We start from the raw sequence: 12222 nt of genomic DNA on the forward strand, positions 1-12222 counted from the left end.
AACGCAAAGGGTGGTTTTATGGATAAAGTAACAATCGGGTTCGCCCCGACTAGAAGAAATTTATTTAGTGCAGAAGCAGCCGTTGAGTACGCCAATCTGACACGACAAAAAATGGACGAACTGGCCATTGATTATGTAGATATTTTAGATATCAACGAAGACGGCTTGCTATACGATGATGAAGGGGTTGAAAAAATCGCCGAAAAATTCAAAGCAGCAAAGATCGACGGTCTTTTTCTAGCCAATGAAAACTTTGGTACGGAATATGCCTGTGCTCGTCTAGCCAAAAAACTAGATGTCCCCGTCTTACTATGGGGACCCAAAGACGAGACACCAGCCGCCGATGGTTCACGTTTGCGGGATACGCAATGCGGTCTTTTCGCTATCGGGAAAGTCTTGCGCCGTTTCAAGGTACCTTTCACCTATGTCAAAAATTCTGATATTGATTCACCGGAATTTGCCCGCGGCTTGCAAGACTTTGTCAAAGTCTGCAATGTCGTCAAGACCTTCAAACAAACACGAATCTTGCAAGTTGGCCCACGCCCCTTTGATTTTTGGACCGTGATCTGCAACGAAGGCGAACTATTGGAGCGTTTCAATATCTCGCTATCACCAGTACCGATCCAAGAAGTGGTGCAAGAAATCAAGAAAGTCAAAGAACAGCAGCCAGATAAATTGCAAGCAGTCATTGATTATTTCGAAACCAATACGGAAGTCCAAATTTCGGCGAAAGATTTGGAGATGGTGGCAGCCCTTAAAGTGGCCTTGCAAAACTTATGTGAAAGCTACGGCTGCAATGCAGGGGTCATCCAGTGTTGGACGGCTTTACAAGACGAAATAGGTATTTTACCGTATGCCTCCCTGTCGCTTTTACAAGAAGAAGGTCTGCCTTTTGTCTGTGAGACGGATGTTCATGGGGCGATCTCGGAACTGTTGGTCGAAGCCGCTTCGTTGGGGGAACACCGTGCGATCTTTGCGGATGTCAACTGCCGCCATCCAGAAAACGAGAATGGCGAATTGCTGCAGCACTTAGGGGTTTTTGCTTATTCCACCGCGGAGACCAAACCGATCTTGCCGCAACGGCATTTTGTTTTTGACTATCCGGGATCAGTCGCTTTTCGGGCAATCAAAGACGAGTATACGTTGTGTCGCTTTGATGGAGACAACGGCGAGTATTCGTTGCTGATGGGCACCGGCAAAGGGATCGATGGACCATACAATCAAGGGACCTATCTCTATCTAGAATTTGCGAATTTGAATCGCTTGGAATTCAAACTCGTTGAAGGCCCTTATATTCATCACGTTGCGGCGGTCAGAAAAAATGTGGTGCCGATCTTGTACGAAGCGTGCAAATACATCGGCGTGCAGCCAGATTTTTATGATCCGATCGAAGAAGACGTCAAAGCATACTTGAGAGGGGATCAATCATGGAAATAAACGAGCTGGAAATGAAGGCTTTAACGATTCGAAAATCCGTGTTAGAGCTGATCTATCAAGCAAAAACGGGTCATACTGGTTCGGATCTTTCTTGTACCGATATTTTAGTGGCCCTGTATTATCAGATAATGAATGTGGATGCGAAAGATCCCCAAAAGCAAGATCGTGACCAGTATATCCAAAGTAAAGGACATGCTGCAGAAGTACTATGGGCCGTTTTAGCGGACAAAGGTTTTTTGCCGAAAGAAGAATTAGCCACCTTTTCGCAATTTGGTTCACGACTGATCGGTCATCCAAACAATAAAGTAGCTGGGGTTGAGATGAATACTGGTTCGCTAGGTCACGGCTTACCCGTCGCAGTAGGGATCGCCTTGGCAGGCAAACTGGATCACCGCACGTATCAAACCTATACGTTGTTGGGAGATGGCGAATTAGCAGAAGGCTCGGTATGGGAAGGAGCCATGGCGGCTGCCAACTACCAGCTGGACAATTTGACCGCCATCATTGATCGCAACGGCTTGCAGATCACTGGAGCCTCGGAAGATGTGATGGCCGTGGAGCCGCTAGATGAAAAATGGCGTGCCTTTGGTTGGGATGTGCATATCGTTGATGGCAATGATATGGCTGCCTTGGTGGCTGCATTAGAAAAACCGCATCAGCCCAATCAACCGAAGCTGGTCATTGCTAAAACCATCAAAGGCAAAGGCTATTCTGCAGCCGAAAATCAAGCGCAATGGCATCATAAAGTGCCAACGGCAGAAGAGCTTGCACAAGCTATTGCCGAACTTGATCAGCAAATGGAGGTTTTGACTCATGGGAAAAAATAATATTGCCAATCGCCAAGCGATGTGCGACGTATTGATTGAAGAAGGAAAAAAGAATCCTGCTATCACGGTGTTGACCAGTGATTCTCGTGGTTCCGCTTCGTTAGCACCTTTTGCCAAGGAATTACCGACACAATTGGTGGAAGTAGGGATCGCAGAGCAAAACATCGTCAGTATTGCGGCCGGCTTAGCCCATATGGGCAAACGCCCTTTCGTTGCATCCCCTGCTTGTTTTCTCAGCATGCGCAGTATCGAGCAGATCAAAGTCGATGTCGCGTATTCGAATAAAAATGTCAAACTCGTAGGCATCAGCGGCGGTGTCAGCTATGGGGCATTAGGCATGAGTCATCATTCCTTGCAAGACATCGCAGTGGCACGAGCGATCCCTAATTTGCAAGTGCTGTTGCCAGCAGATCGCTTTGAAACGATCCAAATGTTTAAAGCCTTAGCGGCATCAAATGAACCAGCCTATATCCGTCTCGGTCGCAATCCTGTTGAAGATTGTTATGATTCTGCAGATTATCCTTTTGAGATCGGCAAAGCCATTGAGCTGAGAAGCGGTCAAGATGTCGCATTGCTCGCCACTGGCGAAACCGTGCGCCAAGCGTTGGATGCTGCTGAGCTATTGGAAAGACAAGGTATCACTGCTACCGTTTTAAATGTTCATTCCTTGAAGCCCTTTGATTCAGAAACGGTCAAACGAGTGGCGAAAGAAACAGGCACCGTGATCACTGTGGAAGAACACAGCCGATACAACGGCTTAGGAGCTGCCGTGGCGGAAACGCTGGCAGAAGAAACGGGCATTCGACAAAAAATCATTGCTTTTCCGGATGAAGCCTTGATTACTGGTTCTTCGTCAGAACTGTTTGCCCATTATGGATTAGACGGTGCCTCCATAGCGAAAACAGCGGTTGCGTTTCTAGGAGCTTAAGATGGACAAGACCTATCAGCTTGTTTTAGATCAGAGTACATCCGGTACCAAGCTCTTACTGTTTCAAGAAGGGAAAATCCTGCAGCGTTACGATAAAAAACATCGCCAAATTTATCCAAAAGTCGGGTGGGTCGAACATGATCCCCTTGAGATTTGGCAAAATGTCCAAGAATTGCTGGCACAAGTGTTGCAAGAACAAGCGATCACTGCAGATCAAATCGTTTCCTTGTCATTGACCAATCAGCGAGAAACGATCGTTGCTTGGGATCGATTGACCGGCAATCCCCTGTACAATGCGATCGTGTGGCAATGCAACCGCAGCGCTACGATTTGTGAAGAATTGACGGCACAAGGCTGGGAAAAGACGATCAATCAAAAGACCGGTTTGCGTTTAGATCCGTATTTTTCCGGCACCAAAGTGAAATGGCTGGCACAAGAATTATCGGCCATCAAGGAAAAGTCGGGAACTGGCGAGTTGGCGATCGGTACGATGGACAGCTGGCTGTTGTGGAATTTAACGCAAGGGACAGTATTTGCGACAGAAGCCAGCAACGCTTGCCGAACATTGTTTTATAATATTGAAGAGGGCCGTTGGGATGCAGAGCTCGTCAAACTTTTTGGCATCCATTTAGCAGACTTGCCAGCGATCCAACCTGCTGATACGGTTTTCGGTAGCTATCACGGAATCCCTATCAAAGGGATCTTAGCCGATTCACAAGCGGCATTATTCGGTGAAGGTTGTCAAATCCTTGGGGATGTAAAAATCACGATGGGCACCGGTTGTTCGATCATGATGCAAGTGCAGCAGGAGCAGACGTTGCGGGATCGCCGCATTTTGACGACGGTCGGCTGGCAAACTAGCCAGGAAACAGCGTTTGCGCTAGAAGGCATCATCCGTTCCTGTGGTGACGCCATCAACTGGTTCAGTGAGCAAGTGGCTCCGCTGCCAGATGTAGCTGAGATCTGTCAAAAAGTGCTGACCAGTGACAGTCAAGAAGACATCTATTTTATCCCAGCATTGCAAGGAATGGGTGCCCCTTTTTGGGATAATACGATGACTGCCAGCTTTGTCGGCATGAAACGCACAACGACGACTCATGAGCTGTTGAAAGCCGTTTTAGAAAGCATCATTTTTCAAATCAAAGCAGTGATCGATGTGATGGAAGAAGTCGCTGAACGACTGATCAATCAGGTAATGATCGATGGCGGTGTTTCGAAAAACCGCGCCTTGATGAGCTTATTGGCGACTTTGATCAATAAACCCGTCATCGTCAGCGAAGTCGAAGAATTTTCAGCCATCGGCACAATGCTTGTTGCCAAACCAACCATGAATAAACCAGCTATTCAGCAAACCACGATCGTTCCGCAAGCCGAACAGGCCGTGATCCGTTTGAAATATGAAAAATGGAAACGGTTCATTGAGAAGTCAGATGCTTTTAGTGAAGGATAAAGGAGAAACTATATGGAGATTCAACGAATTCAACTGAATCAAACGGCTTACGTGGATACCTATTTATTGCACCAATCCAAAGAGTACAATGTCGGCAAGAAACGACCGCTAGTGATCGTCTGTCCAGGTGGCGGCTACGCCTTTACCAGTGATCGAGAGGCGGAAGTCATTGCCTTGAAATTCAATAGTATCGGGCTAAATAGCGTTGTTTTATGGTACACCACCGGTGATCAGGTGAAAAACGTTCCCCACAATGCCTTGATGGAAGCCGCCCAAACCGTCAAAATCATTCGTGAGCATGCTCACGAATGGTTGGTGGATGAGGAGCAAATCATCGTTTGCGGTTTTTCAGCAGGCGGACATCTAGCGTTGCAGCTAGCGACGCGCTGGCACGATGCTGAGCTGGCAGAAGCGTTGGGCGTCAGCATTGACTTACTGAAAGTGAATTTGGCGATCGCTGGCTACCCATTGGTTTATCAAGAGCATGCTTTCCCAATCGATGAGCTAGGCTTTGCCGCTCGTCTAATCGAAACACCTTTAACTGCCAACGAGCGCTTTTTTGGGAGTAAACAACCGACGGAAGAAGCCATTCAATCCATGAACATTTTGCATCATGTCGATCAGTGGACACCTCCGATGTTTCTCTGGCATACGACGGAAGACGTCTTAGTCGATGTGGCGCACTCGTTGAAGTTGGCGGTCAAATTAAGAGAAGCAGAAATTCCATTCGAACTGCATATTTTTGAAAAAGGCGAACACGGACTGGCATTAGCGGATCGAACAACGGCACGCAAGTCAAGTCACCTCAATGCCCATGTCGCCAAATGGTTTGAGCTGTGCGAAGGCTGGCTCAGTAGTTATATTGATTAATAACCGCCAGTGCACAACTTGTGCCGATGAAAGGAGAGCTCCACCGTGAAAATCACCGTAAACCAAAACAAACGCACCTTATTGCGAGACGGACAGCATTTCTTTTATTTAGCCGATACTTGCTGGAGTGCCTTTACTAGTATTCAAGAAAATGACTGGATCACCTACTTAGACAAACGCAAAGAGCAGGGCTTCAATACCCTTCAAATCAATGTGTTACCGCAATGGGATCGCAGCCGTGGTCAATTTGACTGCTTGCCGTTTCCCCTTGATGCGGGCGTCTTTGATTTTACGGTTTGGGAGGATGCCTATTTCGAACGGGCTCAGCGTCTTTGTAAAATTGCCGATGAGAAAGGCTTTACTTTAGCATTGGTTGTCTTGTGGTCAAACTATGTCGCTGGCACTTGGGCTAGCCAGTTGGACAAAGAACGCAACGTGTTGCCGGAGGATTGCCGCCAGGCCTACTATCAAAAAGTGATTAAGACGTTTGATGCCTTCCATCCGATCTACTTTATTGGTGGCGATACGGACTTCCCAACACAGCCAACCATCGATACGTATCTAGAAGCCTTAGTTTTCTTTGAAAAGCATTCGCCCAATACCTTGAAAACGATTCATATCAAGGGACGTTTTGAAGAAATCCCTGAACCTATCGTCGAACATTTGGACTTATTTTTATACCAATCAGGTCATAACAGCGCCTTTTTGAATATGCCTTATTATTTGGCAGAGCGTTTTTATAAACGAGAACCGCAACTGCCGATCATCAACTCAGAACCTTGCTATGAACAAATGGGCTATGCCCGTCACGTATACGGTCGATTTGGTCAAAAAGATGTCCGCAAAGCAGCATGGCAATCATTGTTAGCCGGCGGCTCGGCTGGGATCACGTACGGTGCCCACGGCATCTGGAGTTGGCAAACCCCGACGGCAACCTTTGCGGAAGAAATCGGGGAAGCGTTTGACCGTCCGATGATTTGGCCAGAAGCTTTGTCTTTTCCTGGGGCAGATGATTATGGCTTTATCAAGCAATTATTTGAATTATTAAATATTCAGGAGCTTGTGCCTTGCCAAGAGCGCTTGATCGATGCAGATGAACAGATTCGTATGGCAGCTATCGCAGGAAGGAAGGATGCCTTGCTTTACTTGCCAAGCAATACAACAGTTCGCCTGCAAGGAGATCTTTCTACAGCGCCCGTCACATTGATCGATTTGAACACCAATCGTTTCTTGAAACCAAAACTGACAGTTACTGATGGTATCACTGTTTTCCATCCCCACAATTGTCATGAAGATGTATTGTTCGTCATCCAAATAAAGGAGTGAAAAGAAAATGGATAAATATATGGATAAGGTATTAGTATTTGCAGATAAAATCTCCAACAATCGGTATTTAAAGGCAATTTCAAACGGGTTGATGGCGACGCTGCCGATCAACATTATTGGCTCGATCGCCTTGTTGTTAGCAGTTTTGCCGATTCAAGGGTGGACAGATTTTATCAACTCGATCAATATTGGCGGTTATTTTTCCGTCGGTTACAGTATGACCGTTGGGGTTATCTCAGTGTACGCTTCCTTTCTTGTCGGTCACCGTTTAGCGACAGAATTTAAGCAGTCGGCAGTCCCTGCCGGCATCGTTTCGTTGTTTGCCTTTTTGATGATGACGCCAATGGTCACCTTGGAGGAAACAACGACCCTCGACATGAGCAAACTCGGCGCTCAAGGCTTGTTTACCGCTATGATCTGCGGCTTAGTTTTTGCTCGTTTGTACTGCTTTATTTTAGAAAAAAATATCGCCATCAAAATGCCAGCAGGCGTGCCGCAATTTGTGACGGATACCTTCGCCGGTTTGATTCCAGCAATTATTTCTGGGTTTACCGCGATCGTCATTAGCTGGGCATTCAGTTTTACTTCTTATGGCTCATTTTCAGATTTCATCTATCAAATCTTGGCAATGCCGCTGCAAAGCTTGTCTTCTAGTGTCGGTTCGTTGTTATTTATTGTACTGATCCAAATGGTGCTATGGTTCTTCGGTATCCATGGTTCGTTGGTGGTGGGTAGCTTTGTCACCGCTTTGTACTTACCAATGGATGTGGAAAATATGGATGCTTTAGCTAGCGGTGTTGCTCGTTCCGAGCTGCCAAATATTTTGAGCAAGTCGTTTTATGATTTGTTTGCTGGTATTGGTGGGGCTGGGGGAACATTGTCATTGATTATCGTTATTTTGCTGTTGGCGAAATCAAAACAATCACGGACAGTCGCTAACCTAAGTGCCGTTCCTGGATTGTTCACCATTAATGAGCCGGTGATTTTTGGCTTACCGCTGATTTTGAATCCAATCATGGCGATTCCGTTCATATTAACACCATTGGTTCAAGTGCTTGTGGCGTACCTAGCGATCTGGAGTGGGATCGTTCCACGACTTAGTGGCGTACAAGTTCCCTTTGGCACACCGATTTTTCTAAATGGGTTTCTAGCTGGAGGCTGGCAGGTCGCAGTTCTACAAGTCGTTTGCGTTTTGGCAGGCTGCTTGCTGTACATTCCTTTTGTTAAAGTCTTAGATAAAGGAAAATTAAAAACAGAAGCAGAAGCTGCGCAAGCGGAGGGTCACCCACAAACTGAAAGTATCGATGCAACGGGGGAAACGGTTTAAAAGAAACCGATTTTATGATGACAAGCCAACGAGTTAGTGCTATAGTTAAAGAAAGAAAACCCACGTGGATTGTTACTGACTCGATCAGGCAAGACCTAAATAAGAAAGCGCTCTTCTCGTTTTAGCAGCGGCTCTTATTTAGGTTTTTTGTTTTTTATCGGAGATTTTTCAGTAACCAGCTATGTAGGTTTATCAAAAGAAAACAAAAGGAGAACGAGCAAATGGCAAAATTTCCAGAAAATTTCTTATGGGGCGGCGCGACCGCAGCGAATCAATTAGAAGGGGCGTTCGATCGCGATGGCAAAGGATTGTCAGTGGCGGATGCAATGCCTGGCGGCAAACAGCGTTTAGCGATTTTAGGCAGTGATACGTTTGATTGGACGATCGATGAGGACAAATACACCTACCCAAATCATCGCGGGATCGACCATTATGACCGTTTCAAAGAAGACATTGCGTTGTTTGCAGAGATGGGCTTCAAGAGCTATCGTTTTTCTATCGCTTGGACACGTATCTTTCCAAAAGGCGATGAAACGACACCAAACGAAGCTGGGCTAGCATTTTACGATGCGCTGATCGATGAATGTTTGAAATACGGGATCGAGCCAGTGGTTACGATCTCCCACTATGAAATGCCTTTGCATTTAGCCAAAGAATACGGTGGCTGGAAAAATCGAGCATTGATCGATTTCTATGAGCGTTTTGCAAAAGTCGTCTTGGAACGGTTCCACAGCAAAGTCAAATACTGGATGACCTTCAATGAGATCAACTCTGCTTTCCATTTCTCCGCATTGAGTCAAGGAATGGTCAACAGCACGGGTGCCAGCGACTTTACAAACGTGATCCAAGCGTGGCACAACCAATTTGTTGCCAGCAGTAAGGCAGTCAAAATCGGCCATGAATTAAACCCAGAGTTACAGATTGGTTGTATGATCATTTATGCAACGACTTACAGCATTGATGCGAACCCAGTCAACCAAGTGGCGACGATGATCCATAATCAAGCCTTCAACTACTACTGTGCCGACGTGCAAGTACGTGGAAAATACCCATCCTTTACGGATCGTTTGTACAAAGAACACGGCGTCAATAAAGAGGATCTTGAGATTACCGAAGAAGACTTAGCCTTGATCGCTGAACATACTGTTGACTATGTTGGCTTCAGCTACTACATGTCTTCTGCCGTGGATATCACCACAGAAGAAGCCGATGAAGTGCAAGGAAACTTGTTGGGCGGCGTCCGCAATCCATTCTTAGAAGCAAGTGAATGGGGCTGGCAAATCGACCCAGAAGGGCTGCGCATCGCGTTGAATGAACTGTATGATCGTTACCAAAAACCGTTGTTTATCGTGGAAAACGGCTTAGGAGCCATTGATACCTTTAACGAAGAAGGTAAGATCGAAGATGATTATCGTATCGATTACTTGCGCCGCCACATTGAAGCAATGGGCGAAGCGATCGCTGATGGCGTAGACTTGATCGGCTACACGCCATGGGGCTGTATCGACCTTGTCAGTGCTTCAACAGGCGAAATGAGCAAACGCTATGGCTTTATCTATGTTGACTTTGATGACGAAGGCAACGGCACGATGGATCGTTCCAAGAAAAAATCCTTCGATTGGTACAAACAAGTTATTGCAACAAACGGAGAAGAGTTGGCCTAAGTGTTTCGTTAGACTCACGGATGACGCAGGATCCGTTATAAAAGAAAACCGATCAACGGTGCTCCTATACTGGCGCATCGTTGATCGGTTTTTTGTGATATTTGGGTTTAACGGGTATGTTCATAGCTGTCTCGTAACAAAAATTGGAGTTGTTTTTCTGATACAGAGCCATCTAGTAATGCGGTGAGCCAATGGTTTTTATTCATGTGATAAGCGGGTAAATAGCCGTGACTTTGATTGATGATCGAAACCATTTCGGGCGCTGCTTTGACATCTAAAATCTCGATCATTCCCGTTCCTTCCAGGCCTAATTTCTGCTTTTCTACAGTCATCAGCAAGCCAAACCATTTGCCGCTTTTACGGTGCCGCAAGACTTGGTACTCGGGAAACTTTGCAAATGGATGGTCGATCTGAACATCATTGAAGGTCTGAGCGAATGCGATCAGACGGTTTTTAAGATCCATGGGTATCCCTGCCTTTTTATTCATTCAACTCCAGTATACTGTATTTTTGCCAATATTTCGCTGGAAAAGGAGATTGGGCTCTTTGGTTTAATGAGCCGTATCACCTGCTGCATCGATAGTAATAAATAAGGTAAAGTAGCAGGCGGTTTATTTTCTCAATTTGACACTCAGCTTTCGGCATTACTTGTCATTACATTCGATTACGATATAATGTTCTTACAGAGTAATTACAAAAACAGAGAGAGGAGTGCAACGATGATTACGAAAACAAGAAAACAAGGGAATTCCATTATGTTGACGGTGCCCAAAGACTTTGGTATTCCCAATGGTGTGGAAGTAGAAGCAAAGCTCGTAGAAAATGGAATCTTGTATGAATTTATTGAACCGGTAAAACCATTCGATGATTTCAGTGAAGATATCTTGACTGATATTATTAATGAGGGATACGAACACGAAGATATTTTATCCGAATTTAAAGCGCGTAAGAGTAAGCTGATTTCTTCATTTAAGACAATTGCAAAGGATACTGCTACCGACGGGAAAGCAATGACCAAAGAGGAGTTGGCAACTGAAATTGGCTTATGAGGTGATTCCATCTAGACAAGTAGTAGTGAATTATTTAAAAAAGTTGAAGGAGAAACCGCTGAAACAAAAGTTTCTTCATGTCATTTATGATGAAATAGCTGTCGAACCGTATAGCGGCGATCAAAAAACAGGCGATTTAGCTGAAATCTGGTCGAAGGGTTTTAAGTATGCAGGGACAACCTATCGTATTGCTTATGATGTGATCGATGACCAAGTGATTCCAGTCTTGTTATGTGGCACCCATGAGAATTTTTATGAACAGTTAAAGCAGTTAATGAAATAACTGGGGACCTGAATCGAAGAGTTGCGCGTAGGCGGACTCTTTTTTTTGATTTCTATTAAAAAGTACAATAAGTGAAAGGTTCTAAGAAATGGATGCCTATGCTAAGATAGAAGAAACCGGCAGCGTAAATAAGCAAGTGAGGTGGTCGCTATGAAAACGACAAGTCAAGTATACATTCGTTTAAATGAACATCTATTTAAATGCAAAAAATACGATTTGAATTTTTTGATAACAAAACTTTTAATTGAGCGAATCGATGAATTTCCTGCGATCTATATTGAAGAAATCGCCTATGCTGCACAGACGACCCCTGCCAGTATCACTAAATTTTGTAAGAAACTTGGTTATGCTAGTTTTAAAGAAATGCGTAATGACCTCACGATTTATTTTGAACAAGAATACCATTTAGCAAATACGATGTTTGAAGGGATGCTAGCGAATCTCGATACAAAGAGTAAAGTATCTGAAATGGTTGACCAATTTTTAGCCCGAGAGTACATGGTCCAAAAACAGATTTTTGACCAATTTGATCAACACCAATGCACACGGATCGCAGAAGAAATGAAACGAAAAAAACGAGTGGCGATCTTGGGTAACAGCTATTCTTTTTCGGTTGTTAATCTCCTGCGGGAACTGCTTAGTCAAATGGGCTATATCGTTTTTGAAGTAAACCGTAATGCGGAAGATCAGCTGATTGATCAAGTATTGCGGGAAACAGATATTTGTTTTGTGATCAATCTAACCGGCAGCTGGATCGATAAAAAGGCCTATTTGCTTGAAAAAACGGCCTGTCAGAAAGTTTTATTGACGTTCAGCGAGCAAGCCGCTCAAAGTAATCTCTTTGAAGAGCGTGTCTTGTTTAAAGAGGTCGTTCCATTGATGTCATCGAATTATTACTCGCAAAAAGTGCTTCATCTATGGATGATTTTTATGATTATGAATATGAGAAAAGAGTAAACGTAAAAAGCTATTTTCCATTTTTGGAAAATAGCTTTTATTGTTTCCTTATGAGAAAGCGCTTATATTCAAGTTAAGATATATCTTAAAAAATTTAGGAGGAT

The 12222-nt window shown here is 44.7% G+C and carries 12 protein-coding genes; 11 read left to right on the forward strand and 1 reads right to left on the reverse strand.

The features are described 5' to 3' along the window. The first annotated feature begins 18 nt into the window (after positions 1 to 18). The 8 genes from IGI92_RS00300 to IGI92_RS00335 all read left to right on the forward strand — a co-directional run bounded on the left by IGI92_RS00300 (position 19) and on the right by IGI92_RS00335 (position 9829). Positions 19 to 1437: an L-fucose/L-arabinose isomerase family protein gene (locus IGI92_RS00300; protein ID WP_430607569.1), complete on the forward strand. Its 1419-nt coding sequence runs from the start codon at positions 19 to 21 to the stop codon at positions 1435 to 1437. Continuing rightward, positions 1428 to 2264 (forward strand): transketolase, encoded by an 837-nt coding sequence (locus IGI92_RS00305; protein WP_005232864.1) that lies wholly within the window; start codon positions 1428 to 1430, stop codon positions 2262 to 2264. Before IGI92_RS00300 ends, IGI92_RS00305 begins: the two co-directional genes overlap by 10 nt. Then, a complete protein-coding gene (locus IGI92_RS00310) occupies positions 2251 to 3192 on the forward strand; it encodes a transketolase family protein (RefSeq protein ID WP_005232862.1) in 942 nt (313 codons plus the stop codon). The genes IGI92_RS00305 and IGI92_RS00310 overlap by 14 nt, the downstream gene beginning before the upstream one ends. 1 nt (position 3193) lies before the next feature. Beyond that, complete coding sequence (locus tag IGI92_RS00315; protein WP_430607573.1) at positions 3194 to 4642, forward strand: FGGY-family carbohydrate kinase; 1449 nt, start codon at positions 3194 to 3196, stop codon at positions 4640 to 4642. 12 nt (positions 4643 to 4654) lie between these two features. Continuing rightward, positions 4655 to 5512, forward strand: a complete 858-nt coding sequence (locus IGI92_RS00320) for an alpha/beta hydrolase (RefSeq protein WP_430607576.1) — start codon at positions 4655 to 4657, stop codon at positions 5510 to 5512. 45 nt (positions 5513 to 5557) lie between these two features. After that, positions 5558 to 6838: a DUF4038 domain-containing protein gene (locus IGI92_RS00325; protein WP_430607579.1), complete on the forward strand. Its 1281-nt coding sequence runs from the start codon at positions 5558 to 5560 to the stop codon at positions 6836 to 6838. A 7-nt stretch (positions 6839 to 6845) separates the two neighbouring features. Continuing rightward, positions 6846 to 8165 carry a PTS sugar transporter subunit IIC gene (locus IGI92_RS00330; protein ID WP_016611642.1) on the forward strand — a complete coding sequence of 440 codons (1320 nt, stop codon included), beginning with the start codon at positions 6846 to 6848 and terminating at the stop codon, positions 8163 to 8165. Between the two features lie 221 nt (positions 8166 to 8386). Then, positions 8387 to 9829 carry a glycoside hydrolase family 1 protein gene (locus tag IGI92_RS00335; protein ID WP_005226517.1) on the forward strand — a complete coding sequence of 481 codons (1443 nt, stop codon included), beginning with the start codon at positions 8387 to 8389 and terminating at the stop codon, positions 9827 to 9829. A 107-nt stretch (positions 9830 to 9936) separates the two neighbouring features. On the opposite strand, the gene IGI92_RS00340 is transcribed toward IGI92_RS00335, so the two are convergent. Then, positions 9937 to 10293, reverse strand: coding sequence for an MmcQ/YjbR family DNA-binding protein (locus IGI92_RS00340; protein WP_430607582.1), 357 nt, complete (start codon positions 10291 to 10293; stop codon positions 9937 to 9939). Between the two features lie 255 nt (positions 10294 to 10548). On the opposite strand from IGI92_RS00340, the gene IGI92_RS00345 reads away from it, so the two are divergent. The 3 genes from IGI92_RS00345 (at position 10549) to IGI92_RS00355 (ending at position 12118) form a co-directional block, all read left to right on the forward strand. After that, a complete protein-coding gene (locus tag IGI92_RS00345; RefSeq protein ID WP_008376683.1) occupies positions 10549 to 10878 on the forward strand; it encodes an AbrB/MazE/SpoVT family DNA-binding domain-containing protein in 330 nt (109 codons plus the stop codon). After that, on the forward strand, positions 10868 to 11161 hold the full coding sequence (locus IGI92_RS00350) for a type II toxin-antitoxin system RelE/ParE family toxin (protein WP_194199391.1): 294 nt from the start codon (positions 10868 to 10870) through the stop codon (positions 11159 to 11161). Before IGI92_RS00345 ends, IGI92_RS00350 begins: the two co-directional genes overlap by 11 nt. A gap of 150 nt (positions 11162 to 11311) precedes the next feature. Then, positions 11312 to 12118 (forward strand): MurR/RpiR family transcriptional regulator, encoded by an 807-nt coding sequence (locus IGI92_RS00355; RefSeq protein ID WP_008376679.1) that lies wholly within the window; start codon positions 11312 to 11314, stop codon positions 12116 to 12118. Positions 12119 to 12222: the final 104 nt, after the last annotated feature.

The organism is Enterococcus sp. DIV2379, from assembly GCF_050542965.1.
GTDB lineage: Bacteria > Bacillota > Bacilli > Lactobacillales > Enterococcaceae > Enterococcus_D > Enterococcus_D entomosocium.

Bases quoted from the DNA above. Each gene is read 5' to 3' on its own strand.
- IGI92_RS00300 (WP_430607569.1), top strand. From the start codon at position 19: ATGGATAAAGTAACAATCGGGTTCGCCCCGACTAGAAGAAATTTATTT.
- IGI92_RS00340 (WP_430607582.1), bottom strand. From the start codon at position 10,293: ATGGATCTTAAAAACCGTCTGATCGCATTCGCTCAGACCTTCAATGAT.
- IGI92_RS00355 (WP_008376679.1), top strand. From the start codon at position 11,312: ATGAAAACGACAAGTCAAGTATACATTCGTTTAAATGAACATCTATTT.
- IGI92_RS00330 (WP_016611642.1), top strand. From the start codon at position 6,846: ATGGATAAATATATGGATAAGGTATTAGTATTTGCAGATAAAATCTCC.
- IGI92_RS00335 (WP_005226517.1), top strand. From the start codon at position 8,387: ATGGCAAAATTTCCAGAAAATTTCTTATGGGGCGGCGCGACCGCAGCG.
- IGI92_RS00310 (WP_005232862.1), top strand. From the start codon at position 2,251: ATGGGAAAAAATAATATTGCCAATCGCCAAGCGATGTGCGACGTATTG.
- IGI92_RS00315 (WP_430607573.1), top strand. From the start codon at position 3,194: ATGGACAAGACCTATCAGCTTGTTTTAGATCAGAGTACATCCGGTACC.
- IGI92_RS00320 (WP_430607576.1), top strand. From the start codon at position 4,655: ATGGAGATTCAACGAATTCAACTGAATCAAACGGCTTACGTGGATACC.
- IGI92_RS00305 (WP_005232864.1), top strand. From the start codon at position 1,428: ATGGAAATAAACGAGCTGGAAATGAAGGCTTTAACGATTCGAAAATCC.
- IGI92_RS00345 (WP_008376683.1), top strand. From the start codon at position 10,549: ATGATTACGAAAACAAGAAAACAAGGGAATTCCATTATGTTGACGGTG.